Annotated in this window: 15 protein-coding genes, 1 pseudogene and 1 riboswitch; of the genes and pseudogenes, 5 read left to right on the top strand and 11 right to left on the bottom strand. The window is 62.6% G+C overall.

Translation table 11 applies throughout. The features are described from left to right. The first annotated feature begins 4 nt into the window (after nt 1-4). Nucleotides 5-1,117, top strand: a complete 1,113-nt coding sequence (locus NKH19_RS08985; RefSeq protein WP_352869318.1) for an ABC transporter ATP-binding protein — start codon at nt 5-7, stop codon at nt 1,115-1,117. Nucleotides 1,118-1,203: 86 nt separating this feature from the next. Here the strand turns inward: NKH19_RS08985 and NKH19_RS08990 are convergent, their stop codons facing one another. The 3 genes from NKH19_RS08990 to NKH19_RS09000 all read right to left on the bottom strand — a co-directional run bounded on the left by NKH19_RS08990 (nt 1,204) and on the right by NKH19_RS09000 (nt 1,997). Then, a complete protein-coding gene (locus NKH19_RS08990) occupies nt 1,204-1,440 on the bottom strand; it encodes a DUF680 domain-containing protein (RefSeq protein WP_352869321.1) in 237 nt (78 codons plus the stop codon). Nucleotides 1,441-1,517: 77 nt separating this feature from the next. Continuing rightward, complete coding sequence (locus NKH19_RS08995; RefSeq protein WP_352869324.1) at nt 1,518-1,724, bottom strand: DUF680 domain-containing protein; 207 nt, start codon at nt 1,722-1,724, stop codon at nt 1,518-1,520. A 69-nt stretch (nt 1,725-1,793) separates the two neighbouring features. Beyond that, complete coding sequence (locus tag NKH19_RS09000; protein ID WP_352869327.1) at nt 1,794-1,997, bottom strand: DUF680 domain-containing protein; 204 nt, start codon at nt 1,995-1,997, stop codon at nt 1,794-1,796. Between the two features lie 508 nt (nt 1,998-2,505). After that, nucleotides 2,506-2,707, top strand: a riboswitch (cobalamin riboswitch). 115 nt (nt 2,708-2,822) lie between these two features. Here NKH19_RS09000 and NKH19_RS09005 point away from each other — a divergent pair. Beyond that, on the top strand, nt 2,823-4,070 hold the full coding sequence (locus tag NKH19_RS09005) for an aromatic ring-hydroxylating oxygenase subunit alpha (RefSeq protein ID WP_352869329.1): 1,248 nt from the start codon (nt 2,823-2,825) through the stop codon (nt 4,068-4,070). A 71-nt stretch (nt 4,071-4,141) separates the two neighbouring features. Further along, entirely contained in the window at nt 4,142-5,242 is a 1,101-nt protein-coding gene (locus tag NKH19_RS09010) for an FAD-binding oxidoreductase (RefSeq protein ID WP_352869332.1), read from the top strand. A gap of 16 nt (nt 5,243-5,258) precedes the next feature. Here NKH19_RS09010 and NKH19_RS09015 read toward each other — a convergent pair whose 3' ends face one another. The 8 genes from NKH19_RS09015 to NKH19_RS09050 all read right to left on the bottom strand — a co-directional run bounded on the left by NKH19_RS09015 (nt 5,259) and on the right by NKH19_RS09050 (nt 12,080). Then, nucleotides 5,259-5,663 carry a type II toxin-antitoxin system VapC family toxin gene (locus tag NKH19_RS09015; protein ID WP_352869335.1) on the bottom strand — a complete coding sequence of 135 codons (405 nt, stop codon included), beginning with the start codon at nt 5,661-5,663 and terminating at the stop codon, nt 5,259-5,261. Further along, nucleotides 5,660-5,893 carry an AbrB/MazE/SpoVT family DNA-binding domain-containing protein gene (locus NKH19_RS09020; protein WP_352869337.1) on the bottom strand — a complete coding sequence of 78 codons (234 nt, stop codon included), beginning with the start codon at nt 5,891-5,893 and terminating at the stop codon, nt 5,660-5,662. The genes NKH19_RS09015 and NKH19_RS09020 overlap by 4 nt, the downstream gene beginning before the upstream one ends. Before the next feature lie 130 nt (nt 5,894-6,023). Then, nucleotides 6,024-6,770: an FAD-binding oxidoreductase gene (locus NKH19_RS09025; RefSeq protein ID WP_352869339.1), complete on the bottom strand. Its 747-nt coding sequence runs from the start codon at nt 6,768-6,770 to the stop codon at nt 6,024-6,026. Next, on the bottom strand, nt 6,767-7,378 hold the full coding sequence (locus NKH19_RS09030; RefSeq protein ID WP_352869341.1) for a molybdopterin-dependent oxidoreductase: 612 nt from the start codon (nt 7,376-7,378) through the stop codon (nt 6,767-6,769). The genes NKH19_RS09025 and NKH19_RS09030 overlap by 4 nt, the downstream gene beginning before the upstream one ends. Before the next feature lie 141 nt (nt 7,379-7,519). Then, the gene (locus NKH19_RS09035; RefSeq protein WP_352869343.1) at nt 7,520-9,043 is read right to left on the bottom strand and encodes a DegQ family serine endoprotease; all 1,524 of its coding nucleotides are present in this window, start codon (nt 9,041-9,043) and stop codon (nt 7,520-7,522) included. Between the two features lie 262 nt (nt 9,044-9,305). Then, nucleotides 9,306-10,025: an MBL fold metallo-hydrolase gene (locus tag NKH19_RS09040; RefSeq protein ID WP_352869399.1), complete on the bottom strand. Its 720-nt coding sequence runs from the start codon at nt 10,023-10,025 to the stop codon at nt 9,306-9,308. A gap of 34 nt (nt 10,026-10,059) precedes the next feature. Next, the gene (locus NKH19_RS09045; protein ID WP_352869345.1) at nt 10,060-11,226 is read right to left on the bottom strand and encodes a diphosphate--fructose-6-phosphate 1-phosphotransferase; all 1,167 of its coding nucleotides are present in this window, start codon (nt 11,224-11,226) and stop codon (nt 10,060-10,062) included. A gap of 86 nt (nt 11,227-11,312) precedes the next feature. After that, complete coding sequence (locus NKH19_RS09050) at nt 11,313-12,080, bottom strand: L,D-transpeptidase (protein ID WP_352869347.1); 768 nt, start codon at nt 12,078-12,080, stop codon at nt 11,313-11,315. Nucleotides 12,081-12,296: 216 nt separating this feature from the next. Here NKH19_RS09050 and NKH19_RS09055 point away from each other — a divergent pair. Beyond that, a pseudogene (locus NKH19_RS09055) lies at nt 12,297-12,919 on the top strand (LysE family translocator). 400 nt (nt 12,920-13,319) lie between these two features. Then, nucleotides 13,320-14,642, top strand: coding sequence for a tetratricopeptide repeat protein (locus tag NKH19_RS09060; protein WP_352869349.1), 1,323 nt, complete (start codon nt 13,320-13,322; stop codon nt 14,640-14,642). The last annotated feature ends 59 nt before the right edge of the window (nt 14,643-14,701 follow it).

A 14,701-nucleotide genomic window follows, 5' to 3' on the forward strand; every position in this document is an offset into this window, starting at 1 on the left:
ACCAATGGCCGATGTCACGCTAAGACAAGTGAAGAAGTCCTACGGCAATCTGAACATTCTCCACGGCATCGACCTCGATATCAAGTCGGGCGAATTCATCGTCTTCGTCGGTCCGTCGGGCTGCGGCAAGTCGACATTGCTGAGGTCGATCGCCGGGCTCGAGGAAATCACCTCCGGCGAGCTCAGAATAGCTGGCGAGGTCGTGAACGACGTGCCGCCGTCGAAGCGGGGGATCGCCATGGTGTTCCAGTCCTACGCGCTGTATCCGCACATGACCGTCTACGACAACATGGCGTTCTCGATGAAGATCGGGAAGGAGAACAAGGCCGAGATCGATCGGCGCGTGCGCCAGGCGGCGGAAATCCTGCAGCTGACGAAATATCTCGACCGCTTGCCCAAGGCGATGTCGGGCGGACAGCGCCAGCGCGTCGCCATTGGCCGCGCCATCGTGCGCAATCCAAAGGTGTTCCTGTTCGACGAGCCGCTGTCGAACCTTGACGCCGCACTTCGCGTCGCCACACGCATCGAGATCGCCAAGCTCAAGGAATCGATGCCCGCCACGACCATGATCTATGTCACCCACGACCAGGTCGAGGCAATGACGCTGGCCGACCGCATCGTGGTGCTCAAGGACGGCCATATCGAACAGGTCGGCACGCCGATGGACCTCTACAAGAAGCCCGGCAATCTGTTCGTTGCCCAGTTCATCGGCTCGCCGGCCATGAACATCCTGCCGGCGACCATCGACAAGACCGGAAATCCGACTGTCGTCAGCCATGTCGGCGGGCGCAAGGCGACCGTGCCGATCACGACGCCTGCTTCGGCAAAGGGTGCCGCGGTGAGCTTTGGCGTGCGACCGGAGGACCTGATCATCGCCAGCGGTGCGGACTATCTGTTCGAAGGGACGGTCGACTATGTCGAGCAGCTCGGCGAAGTCCAGCTTGTCTACATCGACATCGGCCGCGCCGACCTGCCGCTGGTGACCAAGCTGCCTGGCAATGTCGAAGTCAAGCGTGGCTCGACATTGCGCCTGAGCGCCAATGGCGAAGATCTGCATATCTTCGACACGGATGGGCGGTCCTTCGCTCTTCACGAAGCGGAGGCGAAGGCGGCCTGAGAGGTCGCACGACGATACTGCCCTGTTACAAAAACAAGAGCGGCGGGCAAGGTCCGCCGCTCTCGTTTGGAGATCAGCTTCGGCTGTTAGCGGCCGAAGAGGTTTCGGTCACTGCCCTGAGGGGCGGACTTCGGTGCATCGCCCGACGAATTGAGCAGCTTGTAGACGGGCGATTCGCTCTTGCGGATCGAGCCCGTATGCGAGGTGTCGACGTTGACGGTCGACTGCTTGTTGATGTCGGTGCCGCCAGCGTTGTCGTTGCGGGCATAGGCGCTGCCGGCGGCAATCAGAAGAGCGGCGGCAGTAAGAACAATCTTTTTCATTTTGATACTCCGTATTCTCGAATTCGATACGGCGGGTTAACCCGCCGCATCGCTGTCGGATGTTGGTTTTGGTCGGGTTAGTTGTTGCCGAACAGGTTGCGGTCGCTGCCATGGTCGACAGGCGCCTGCGTGGCCGGCTCCGACTTCTTGACGGAAGCCGTGTACGAGCTGTCGACCGCGGCGGCAGGCTGGTCGGCGCCCTTGGAGCCAAAGTTGTCGCTGCCGGCGAAGGCACTGCCGGTGACGGCCAGAACGGCGGCGGCGGCAAGAAGGATCTTGTTCATTTTAGTCTCCTGGATTTCTGGATTTCGCCAGGACGGCGGGCAGACCCGCCGTCAACTGGGAATTGGTTGTTAGCGGCCGAAGAGGTTACGGTCGCTGCCCTGAGCGGGCGTCTGGGCAACCGGTTCCGAGGTCTTGGTGGAAGCCGTGTACGACTTGTCGACCGCGGCAGCAGGCTGATTGGCGCCGTTCGAACCGTAGTGGTCGCTACCATTAGCGAAGGCGCTGCCGGAAATGGCCAGAACGGCGGCGGCAGTGAGAATGATCTTTTTCATTTTTTTGTACTCCAGTATCTTCTTTTCCGTCCGTCCAGCGGCGTGTCTTGGAAGGGAAATCGCGTCGTTCGGACAGCCCCGATGTGGGAGGGCATCCTCGCCTTTTCCAATCACGAAGTTGTTCCGTGTGGACCATGAATCCGCCACTTGAAATTGTGCCACGGGATTCTACACGCTACTTTTTATTTATGTTTTTCAACACTTAAGCAAAATCGCCCGCTGGATCACCAACTGTTTCCAAGGCCCGGCGTTCACACCGTCCTGCACGCACCGTCAACAGAAACGAACCGTTCGGTTCGATTTTAGAACCAGCTAATAGTCACTTTTCGAAACCGTTAACCTTTTTGGTCGCCGGCAAGGGGCCGGCTTCGAGGAGATTGCAGTTGGGAATGGCCGCCGCGGAGATAGGATTTCGGCTCAACAATCGCCAACCGGAACGTTTCGCATGCGTGTCGCGCCGCATGGATACGATGTCGTTTTCATGCCGATGACGCGCCCGCGATCGTGGTTAGATCATACCATCTCAGGTGCCGCTTCGTGACGACGAGGCGGAGAATTGGGAAGCCGGTCAGAATCCGGCGCTGCCCCCGCAACGGTGGTGGAGTTCAAGTCGCAACGGGAGACCACTGGGCAGTTGCCTGGGAAGGTGTCGCGATGGTCCGTAAGGACAACTCCAGAGCCCGGAAACCAGCCCGAGATTTCTAGACTCGACTGATCGCGGTGGGCGGTCAAGAGGTGGATAGTGCATGTCCGGCGCATCGCCGGCCTGCGTCCGATCCTTCCTCCGTCACCACCATTTCAGTCCTTAAGAAACGAGGACAGGACATGGATATTCGCAACGACATGCTGAGGCTCTTGAACAGCCGCCGGCAAGGCTTTTCGCTGGAGCAGCCCTTCTACACCGATCCAGACTTTTTCAAGCTCGACATGGAGCTGATCTGGTATCGTGATTGGCTGTTCATCGGCCACGATTGCGAGCTGCCTAAGCCGGGCAGCTACATCACAGTGCAGATCGGCGACTATCCGGTCGTTCTTGTCCGCGACCAGCAAGGCAAGATCAACGCCTTCCACAATTCCTGCCGCCATCGCGGCAGCCGCGTCTGCAACACAGAGAGGGGTACGGCGGCAAAGCTGGTCTGCCCCTATCACCAGTGGACCTATGAGCTCGACGGCCGCCTGCTGTTTGCCCGCCAGATGGCCGACGGTTTCGACAAAAGTGAGTTCAGCCTGAAGCCGGTCGCCTGCGAGAGCGTCGGCGGCTACATCTTCATCTGCCTGGGCAAGGAGCCCGCCGATTTCGCGCCGATGCGGGCGATGATCGAACCTTATCTTTTGCCGCACCGGTTGCGGGAAGCAAAGATCGCCTTCGAGAGCACGATCATAGAGAAGGGCAACTGGAAGCTGGTCTGGGAAAACAATCGCGAGTGCTATCACTGCGTCGCCAATCATCCCGAGCTGTGCAAGACCTTCCCGGAAGCGCCTACCGTGACCGGCGTCAACGGCGCCGACAGCGACCCCGAAATGGTCGCGCATTGGGCCAAATGCGAGGCATCAGGCCTGCCGAGCAAGTTCCGCATCGATCCGGCCGGGCAGTACCGCGCCACCCGCGCGCCGCTGTTGCGCGATGCCGTCAGCTACACCATGACCGGCAAGCTGGCGGTGAAGAAGAACCTCTCCGACACTGTCTCCGCCGACAGGATCGGAACCTTGATGCACTATCACTATCCGACGACCTGGAACCACATCCTCATCGATCACGCGGTGACGTTCCGGGTGCTGCCGATCAGCGCCACGGAAACGGCGGTGACGACGAAGTGGCTGGTGCACAAGGACGCGGTCGAGGGGGTCGATTACACCATCGAAGACCTCACCCATGTCTGGACCGAAACCAACGACCAGGATCGCCGCATCGTCGAGGAAAACGCCTTTGGCATCCTGTCGCCCGCCTACGAGCCCGGCCCCTATTCGGAGTTGCATGAGGGCGGCGTGATCCAGTTCGTCGAATGGTATGCGTCGTTCATCGGCCCGCGCCTCGCCGAAGGCGGCCGGCCGGCCCTGCGCAGCGTCGCCTAGTGCATGTCGCCCAAAATGCGCAGCGGCTTTGGGATCATGCACAAAACAAAAGGGACAAGAGGATGAATGCGATGACGGATCTTGGCCTCTATCGCCATCTCGACCAGATGACGCCCTGGAACGACAGGCTGCAGGTGCTGGAAGTGATCGGCGTCAGCGACGAAGCACCTGACGTAAAGACCTTCACCTTCCGCTCCGACAACCAGACCTGGTTTCGCTACAAGCCGGGCCAGTTCGTGACGCTGGAACTGCCGACAGCCGACGGGCCGCTGATGCGCACCTACACGCTGTCGTCCTCGCCATCGCGGCCGTTCTCTATCGCGGTGACAGTGAAGGCGCAGGCGGGCAGCACAGGCACGCGCTGGATGTTCGACCATCTGGCGCCGGGCTCGCACGTCAAGGCCTATGGGCCGACAGGTGACTTTTCGCTGCACAGCCACCCGGCGGCCAAGTATCTGTTCATCTCCGCCGGTTCCGGTGTGACGCCGATGATGTCGATGCTGCGCTGGCTGAACGACTGCGCGCCATGGACCGATGTCGGCTTCGTCAACTGCGCGCGCCGTCCGGAAGAGATCATCTTCCGCAAGGAACTCGAACTGCTCGGCAGCCGTATGCCCGGCCTGTCGCTCGGCTTCATGATCGAGGAGCGGTCGAGCCGCGAGGGCTGGTTCGGCCATATGGGCCGCATCGACGCCATTCGGCTGCCATTGCTGGCGCCCGATTTCCGCGATCGCGAAATCTTCTGCTGCGGCCCCGATCCCTTCATGCGCGCCGTGCGCGGCATGCTGGAGGCAACGGGCTTCGACATGACGAAATACCATCAGGAGAGCTTTGCGGCGCCTGTGGTGGAAGAAATCCTGGCGCCGTTCACGTCGCCTGCGGAAGACGGCGCCGCCGTTGTCGTCGAAGCCGTGACACCGATCCGGTTCGCGCTTTCGGATATCGACGCCGAATGCGTCGCCGGCCAAACCGTGCTGCAGACCGCGCGGGCTTCAGGTGTGCGGATTCCCGCCGCATGCGAGTTCGGCCTGTGCGGCACCTGCAAGGTGAAGAAGGTCGCGGGCGACGTCGAGATGAGCCACAATGGCGGCATCCTCGACCACGAGATCGACGACGGGTTTATCCTCGCCTGTTGCTCAAAACCGCTTTCGGCGCTCGAAATCGAGGCGTGACCGGCGGTTGGTGCCATCAGGGGCCCTGAGTGATCAGCCTCAAGGATGGGAAATAAGTCCGGTAGCGGCCGACATCACGGGTCAGGAGCGGAAGCCGAGCGACAGCGGCATGGGCGCCAATGAAGACGTCGGGCAACACGCCAGTCCTGGATCCTCCTGATCGGCGGTACTGTGTAAATACCTTCCCGGCCAGGAAAAGGGCGGCTCTCGGCATCGGAGCCATTTCGAGACCGGCCGCGTCCAGAAACGTCTCGAGATCCTCGATGCGAGTGTACCGAACAGCAAGTTCGGCGTAGACCGCATCATTGATCAACAATGGCCCATTAAGGCTTACTGCCTCTAGCTGTGCAACCGACCAGTCCGCCCAGGTCGGATCATCCGTAACGAGGTCGAGCAGAACGTTGGTGTCGACCAGCGTCACGCTTCGCCACGCGTCAGCGCCATGATCGCGTCGGTCGTTAGCCCCTCGCCGGCATGGCCGCGCAACTTGGCGAAGCGGCTCGCAGGCGGCTTTTTGTCAACGCGAGCCAGCACCACGCTGCCATCGGCGGCGCGTCGGAAATCGACCCTGCTGCCCGGGACGATTCCCAGGAGATCGCGGACCGGTTTCGGGATGGTCACTTGTCCCTTTGCCGTAACGGTGGTGGCCATCTTCGTCCTCTGGTAATACCATGTTTCGATAAGGTATTACCTTGCAGGTCGGATTTCAATGCTTGAAGCATCGAGTCCTCGGCCGAACTGTCAGTGCCAAGACGACACGCGTTGGGAACGCAACGTCCGTTCAAACTCCGTAGCGTTCGGTGCGAATGTTTCCCGCTGCAACGCCGGCATCAATCAGCGCCTGGGCGGCGGCCGACGCGAAAGCGTTGGAGCCGCAGACAAAGGCGAGACCGGGCGGCTCGGGCAGCCGCGCCATTGCTTGCGCCATCATCGCGACGTCCACCCGCCGCGCATAATCGGCCGGGCGCCGCGCGGCTTCGCGCGTCAGCGTCAGCACAAGGTCGAAGCCGTCCCTGCGGTCGTCGAGGCCGATCAGTTCGTCGCGAAAGATCACTTCGTCCCAGATCCGGGCTGAAAAGACCAGGATGACGGGCATCGTCGAATTGCGCGCGGCGCGATGGCGGACCATCGACATCAAGGGTACGACGCCCGAACCGCCGCCGACAAGCACAAGCGGTCCGCTCTCATCTTCCGGCCAGACGAAATGCCCGCCGAGCGGCCCGCGCAGTTCGATTTCGTCACCAATCGCCGCGACCTCGTGGAAGAAGGGCGAAACCTCGCCATCGTCGAGCTTCTCGATCGCCAGTTCGATCACGCTGCCAATCTCGGGCGCGGAGGCGATGGAATAGGAGCGGCGCGCCTGGTAGCCGTCCGGCGCCGTCAGCCTGATATCGACATGCTGCCCGGCGCGATAGGCAAACGGCCGCGATGGCCGGAAAAAGAAGCTGGTGACCCGCGGCGTGCGCTTTTCGATACGGACGATCCCGGCCGTCTGCCAGGGCGATTGCACTGCTGCCGCATCGCTCATGGATCGCCCGTATAGCGCTGTTCGCGCCATGGATCGCCATGGATGTGATAGCCGCGCAATTCCCAGAAACCGGGTTCGTCGCGCGTCGTGAACTGCAGGCCGTTCAGCCATTTGGCCGACTTCCAGAAATAGAGATGCGGAACGAGCAGTCTTGCCGGGCCGCCGTGATCCGGCGTGATTGGCTTGCCTTCATAGAGCAGCGCCACCATGGCCTTGCCGGCGGTGAGATCCTTTACCGGCACATTGGTGGTGTAACCATCGAACGCGTGCGCCAGCGTGAAGCCGGTCGGCGGCTCCAAACCCGCGTCTGCAAGGATATCGTCGACCAGCACGCCCTGCCACGGCGTGTCGAACTTGGTCCATGCGGTCACGCAATGGATGTCGCGTGTCATCTTGGTCAGCGGCAGCACGTTGAATTCGGCCCAGTTCCATTTCTTGATCGGCCGTGGCCCATGCTTCAGCGTGAAAGACCAATCCTCGGTGCGCACACGTGGCGTCGGACCGGCCGACAAGACCGGAAAACCCTGTTCGAGATATTGGCCGGGCGGTATGCGCGCATCGCCATCGGCTGGCGGGCGCCGTCCTGAAGAGAAACCTCGGGTGACCATCGCGGCAATTCCTCTGCACCAGGCATCCGTCAGCCTGCCGCAGTTTTCTCGATGATGCCGCCGCGGGCAACCGAAATCTTGAGAGCGGAAGCGGCAGGCTCGACGAGCCTACCGCCTTTGCATTCAGTTCAGCGCCTCGCGTCAGCCATTGGCGAGCGGCACCGCGACATAGATCTGGCCTCCATCGCGCTCGACCAGCAACAGCACCGACTTCCTGCCGGACTTGCCGGCCTGGGCGATCGCCTGGGTGACCTGCCTGGCGCTCTTCACCGGCATCTGATTGACGGCGACGATGATGTCGCCGGCCTGGATTCCGGAAGCCGCGGCAGCCTTGTCGGGATTGACGCTGGCAACGACCGCACCGCGCTGATTGTGGGCGAGATTCATCTGCTCGCGAATGTCAGGGGTGATGTCCATCAGGCCAAGCTCGATCGCCGGGGAACCTTGCCCGACGCCAGGCGCGCCGGACCCGTCGTCCAGCGACGCGGTCTTCACGTCGTCGGTGTTGCGCCCGATATCGACGGAAATATCCACGGCCTTGCCCTTGCGCCAGATGTTCAGGGTCTCCCTGGCGCCAGGCGTGACATCGGCGACCGCCCGCGACAGGTCCTTGGGATCCTTGACATCCTGCCCGGCAAAGCTGGTGATGACGTCGCCGGCCTCGACTCCGGCCCTGGCGGCCGGCGAGCCGTCATTGACCCGCGAAACCAGCGCGCCGGCGGGATGATCGAGGCCGATTGCGCTCGCCACATCCGCCGTCACCGGCTGGATCTCGACGCCGAGGTAGCCATACTGGATCGAGCCGTCCTTCATCAGCTTGGCGACAACCTTCTGGGCCTGGTCGGACGGGATGGCGAAGCCAACGCCGACGCTGCCGCCATTGGGCGAATAGATCGCCGCGTTGATACCGACGACATTGCCGTTCACATCCACCAGCGGACCGCCGGAATTTCCATGATTGATCGGGGCGTCGATCTGGATGAAGTCGTCGAACGGGCCACTGTGCAAATCCCGGCCGCGGGCCGAAACGATGCCTGCGGTGACGGTGGTGCCGATGCCGAACGGGTTGCCGAAGGCCAATACCTGGTCGCCTGGCATGAGCTTGTCGGAATCACCCCATTTGACAGTCGGCAGGGGTTTGACCGACTTGACCTTGAGGACGGCGAGATCGTTCTTGGCATCGCGGCCGACCAGCTTGGCGGGGAGTTCGGTGCCGTCATCGAGCGCAACCTTGATCAAGGAGGCACCATCGATGACGTGATTGTTGGTGACGATGATACCATCCGCGCCCACGATGAAGCCGGAACCCAGCGCTTCGGCACGCTGCGGTTGCTGCTGTGGCGGTGTCTTGGGCATCGGCATGCCCTGGTCACCGAAGAACTGACGAAAATAGTCGTCGAAAGGCGAGCCGCCGTCGAAGGGAGAGGCATCGCTCGTCGTTCCAGGCTCTGCCTTCATGACGGTGGTGATCGTTACCGCTGCCGGCTTGTCGGCCGCCACGATGGGGGCGAACGAGCCGTTGGGAGCGGTGAGGCCGGCGACAGGTGTCTGGGTCGTCGGAACAGTGTTACCTTCGCTTTGAGCGAAAGACATGACGAAAGGAGATATGATCAGCGCAGCGCCCAGCAAGGCCGCGACGCGATGTCTGCGAATTATGTCTGACATGGTCGTTTGTCCGGGCGAGAGTTGATCGGTCGCCGTGGAGGTCTCCTTGTGGGGAAACCGGCCATTCGGCGTGTCGAACGTCGCGAATGCCCGTCTCGCCTGGCATGGCAGCCGACCGGATCGACAGCTCTGCATCTAGGACGTGGATTGGCCCGATTTAGGGTTTTCGGGCAACCTTACGAAGATTTAATTTCCGTATGACGGCTGGTCACGATGTCGTCAGGCGCCGCGCCAGTCCGGTGTTCCCTGTCCCGCCGGGGCATCAGATCCCGCCGGTTCGCCCTAGATACGCGGTGGCGATGTCGTGCATGCGCTTGCTGTCGACGCTCGGACCGTGGCCGCCATGGCCGATGCGGATCGGCAGGTCGAGCAGGCGCTGCATCGTACTGATATAGGCCGTTCGGTCCGAATCGGGCAGATCGTCGATCAGCGTGTCGTCGTAGATGGCGTCGCCGCTGAAGAACAGACCGTCGGCCTCGTCGAACAGCGCGATCGAATCCGGCGAATGGCCAGGCAGATGCAGCACACGGAATTGCCGGTCGCCGAGATCGACGATGTCGCCCTCGTCCAGGGTTCGCGTCAGCGGCGCGGGCGGGATCTTGTAGTCGGCGGCCTTCCAGCCCGGCGCCGGCACTTTCGAAACGGCGCCTTCGAGATCACGGAACATGTAGGCGTAGGTCGCCGCCTCATCCATGCTCTCGAACTGTTCCGCGCTTGTCCTTGGCCCTGCTCGCCACGGAAATTCGTGCAGCGAGCCGACATGGTCGAGATGGATGTGGGTGGCGACGACCAGCAGCGGCTTGCCGTCGGGCGTCTCGATCTCAGGCGCCAGCGGACGGATGCCCATGCCGGTATCGACCAGAAGGTCGGCGTCGCGGCCGCGCAGATACCAGATGTTGGCACGCAGGTACTCATGCACGAACGGTTCGGTCAGCATCGTCGTCTTATCGTCGATGATGCTTTTGCTGAACCACTCCGGCATCAGCTGTGAGCCCGGCATCAGCTGTGACCCAGCATCAGACGAAGGGCTTTCCGACCTTGTATTTTTCCGGAACCAGCCGCTTGAGATAAGCCATACCGGCATCGGACAGTTGATTGACATCGGGCTTCATGAAATCGTCCGGCATGTGGCGGGTCTTGCCGGCGACGTTCTTCAGTGGCACCTTCTTCAGCACCGTTTTGGTGCCGTCATACTGCAGCGCCACCGAGCCGCCGCCCTGTTCGGCGACGGCAACCGCGAAGGCGCCGGCATCGAAAGCCTCCCGCGCGTCAACCGCGCTAATGGCGCCGATATAGCCGCGCGGCATGTAGCCGAGCGCGTCGACGCGGGCGCGCTTGCCGGGCAGGCCTTCGGCCAGTGCGCGCTCGAGTGCGGCCGGCAGATCGCTGCCCGACAGCTTGACGTTGCCATGCGCGTCGCGCTCGAGCTTGTCCGGCGGCACCAGGCTTTCGACCAGCGCCTTGCCATCGGCGGTGCCGACACCTTCCGAAACGGCGACGATGCAGCGTTTGTGGCGATCGAGCGTGGCGCGCACGTCGTCGATGAAACCGGCGGCCGAGAAGGGGCGCTCGGGCACATAGACCAGGTGCGGGCCGCTGTCGGGGTCGAGCTGCCATGCGGCGGCGGCCGCGGTCAGGAAGCCGGCATGCCGACCCATGACGATGCCGACATAGATGCCGGGCAGGGCGCGAAAATCGAGGTCGACGGACAGGAAGGCGCCAGCGACGAACTCGGCCGCCGAAATGAAGCCCGGCGTGTGGTCGTTCTCCTCGAGGTCATTGTCGATGGTCTTCGGCGCGTGGACGAAGGCGATCGTGCCGCCTGCGGCATCGGTCAGGATCTGCTGCGTGCCCGACGTGTCGTTGCCGCCGATATAGATGAAGGCGTCGGCGCCCACCTTCTTCAATCCGTTGAGGATGACGTCACAATAGGCGGCATCCGGCTTGTCGCGCGTCGAGCCAAGGGCTGCACTCGGCGTTCCGGCAATCAGCCGCAGCCGGTCCTCGGGAATCGCGGAAAGGTCGACATAGTTGCCGTCACGGATACCGCGCACGCCGTGGATGGAACCGAGGACCTTGGCACCGGGATGCCGCTTGCGGATCTCCAGCGTCGCCCCGACCACCGTCTGGTTGATGACGGCGGTTGGGCCGCCGCCCTGCGCGATGACAAAAGTTCCGGCCATTCCTGACGTCTCCCGAGCGATGAATTCGCAGGCACATTCGCCTGTCTTTTGCTATCGCGCAACGGAAGAGTGGAGCGGATGACGTGTCAGACGACCACCACCGGGTTTTTCTTGGAGACGCGGCTGTAGAGGTCGATGATGTCCTGGTTGATCAGGCGCACGCAACCCGACGACATCGCCTGGCCGATGCTCGCCCATTCGGGCGAACCGTGGATGCGATAGCCGGTGTCCTTGCCGTCCTGGTAGATGTAGAGGGCGCGCGCGCCGAGCGGGTTGGTCAGGCCGCCGGGCTGGCCGGCCTGCCATTTCACCAGTTCCGGCTTGCGGACGATCATTTCGGGCGGCGGCGTCCAGGTCGGCCATTCCCTGCCGTACTGGATGTTGGCGCGGCCGGACCAGCGGAAGCCGTCCTTGCCGATGCCGACGCCGTAGCGGATGGCATCGCCACCCGGCTGGACGAGATAGAGCATGCGCTCCTGCAGGTGGACGACGATGGTGCCGGGCGCCTCGCCTGTCGTGTCGACGACGATCTGGCGGCGGAATTCCGGCTTGACCTTCAAATAGGGCACTTCCGGCACGTTAAAGCCGCCGTCGGTCAGCGCCGCATACATGACGCCGGGGCTGGTGATGTTCTTGTCGACGCTGATCGCGGGCCGCATCGGCGGCACCGAACCGGTGGTGACGCCGTCGAGCTCGAGCGCCGGCAGGCCGCCACCCGAGGTCGAGCAACCGGCGGCGCCGAGCAGTGCGAGCGCCCCTGCCCCCGACAGGATGGCGCGGCGGGAAAGATGATGATCGATTTCGATTGCGTCGCCATTTCGCGGCGGCGTCAGACCCTGCGGCAACTCACCCATATACCCAAACCCTACGCTGTCGGCGGGAAGCACGGTCCGACCGGATAGCAGGCATTTTCATCATTCATGGTTGATAAAGCGTGAAGACACCTTGCTCAGCCTGCGTTTGCGGCGCGAACTGACACCGGTCCGCCGTTGGCGAATTAGGGAATCGCCTCTTTACATTCTTCCGGACCCAAGGATTTATCCTCTTCTTTACGCTCAACGGAGACGAGCATGTCCTTCGAAAACTGGGCCGCCTTCGCCGCCGCATCGACGATCCTTCTCATCATTCCGGGTCCGACCATCCTTCTGGTGGTGTCCTACGCGCTGGGCCAGGGCTGGCGCACCGCATTGCCGATGGCCGTCGGGGTGGCGCTTGGTGACTTCACCGCGATGACCTTGTCGATGCTGGGCATCGGCGCGCTGCTGGCCGCTTCGGCGACCGTCTTCACCATCCTGAAGCTGATCGGCGCCGGCTATCTGATCTATCTCGGCGTGAAACTGTTTCGTGCCGGCGGCGCGCTGAAAGCCGAACCGCTCACCGATGCGGTGTCGTCGGCCAAGATGATGGCGCATGCCTGGCTGGTCACCGCGCTCAACCCGAAAAGCATCACCTTTTCGTCGCCTTCCTGCCGCAGTTCCTCGACCGGCACGCCGATTTCTGGACGCAGATGCTGATCTTCGAGACGACCTTCCTGGCGCTCGCCTTCGCCAATGCCTTCGGCTATGCGCTGATCGCGGCACGCGCACGCAACGTCGTGCGCAATCCCAAGGCGATCCGCATCTTCAATCGCACCGGCGGCACGCTGCTGGTCGGCGCCGGCATCGCCACGGTGGCGATGCGTTCGGGTAACTGAGGTAGGGGGTTGGATTCGTTCGTCGGGCAGCGCCAACTTCGGCGGTCAGCGAAAACAGCCGTGGCAAACCGGCATCACCTGAATATCAGCACACCTTCGCCTCACTATTTCACGCTGAAGCCGAAATTGCCTTCGAGGATGCGGCGTTTGTCGCCGCCAGGATTGGTGGTGTAGTCGCCGGTGGCGAAGATGCTGACCTTGTCCGTCACCTTGGCGATCACGCCTCGGTCTGCCGCCCGAGTCGCCGCTATCGCAGGTGTAAACGGTGTTCCCGGCGGATGGATCCAGCACGCATGCGGCAAACGCAGCGCGCATGGTTGGCGTGTCGGTGGCTCATGCTTTAGGATCGCCTTGGGCCGAAGGATCGAGGGCCTGTCACGGGTCGATGAAAGGACATCGCATGGCAATCAGGGACGTATTCGGCCTGACGCTTTCGGGTGCAACGGAGGCGGGAGTCACGCCCTACAGCCAGGCAGTGCGTCAACTGCAGTGCTTCATCGGCGATCCCGTGGCGTCCATCGACCGCGCCATCGCGGAAGATCCGGGCTTTGTCATGGCGCATGTCTTCAAGGGCTATCTGTTCGGCCTTGCGACCGAGCGGGAGGCGACGGCCGTGGCCAAGGCGTGCCATGAGACGGCACTGCCGCTTGCCGCGACCGCGCGCGAGCAGGCGCATGTCTCGGCTCTCGGTCATCTCGCCAACGGGCGTTGGCATCAAGCCAGCCGCGTTCTTGAGGATATCACCATCGAGACCCCGCGCGACGGGTTGGCGCTGCAGGTCGGCCACCAGATCGATTTCTTCACCGGCAATGCCCGCATGCTGCGCGACCGCATCGCCCGTGCCCTGCCGTCCTGGCAAAGCGGCATGCCCGGCTATCACGCCATGCTCGGCATGCAGGCCTTCGGGCTGGAGGAAATGGGTGACTATATCAGGGCCGAACAGCTTGGCCGCTCGGCAGTCGACATGGAGCCGCGCGACGGCTGGGCGCAGCATGCCGTCGCCCATGTCATGGAAATGCAAAGCCGGCAAAGGGATGGCATCGCCTGGATGCGCGCCAACCCTGAGGCGTGGACAAGGGAGAGCTTCCTGCAGGTGCACAATTGGTGGCACCTGGCGCTGTTCCATTATGATCTCGGTGAAACGGACGAAGTGCTGGCGCTCTATGACGGCCCCATCTACAGCGTGCAATCGACGATGGCGCTCAACATGGTCGATGCGTCGGCAATCCTGTGGCGGCTTTATCTTGGCTGCATCGATGTCGGCGACCGCTGGACGGCAATCGCCGCAAACTGGCGCAACGCCGGCGCCGGCAATTATGCCTTCAACGATGCCCACGCGATGATGGCGTTTGTCGGCGCCGGGCTCGAAGCCCCGGCTCGGACCCTGCTCGACACGCAGCGCGAGGCCATGCATGGCAACGACGACAATGCGGATTTCACCAGGGATGTCGGCCATCCCCTCACGCTCGCCATCAAGGCATTCGGTGAGGGCAGCTATGCCGAGACCGTACGCCTGATCCGGCCGATCCGGGCGATCGCCCACCGTTTCGGCGGCAGCCACGCCCAACGCGACGTCATCGACCTGACACTGATCGAGGCGGCCCTGCGCGCCGGTGAGGGTGCGCTTGCCCGGGCGCTGACGGCAGAACGGTCGATGGCGCGACCCGACAGTCCGGTGTCGGCGCTGCTTTCCCGGCGTGCCGCCGATTTGTCAGAGAATTGACCCGCGACCGATCTTGTCTTAGAAACTGACCAAGCCATATTATTTCGGGACCCGAAAAA

The organism is Mesorhizobium sp. M1338, assembly GCF_040318045.1.
In the GTDB taxonomy this organism is placed as follows: domain Bacteria; phylum Pseudomonadota; class Alphaproteobacteria; order Rhizobiales; family Rhizobiaceae; genus Mesorhizobium.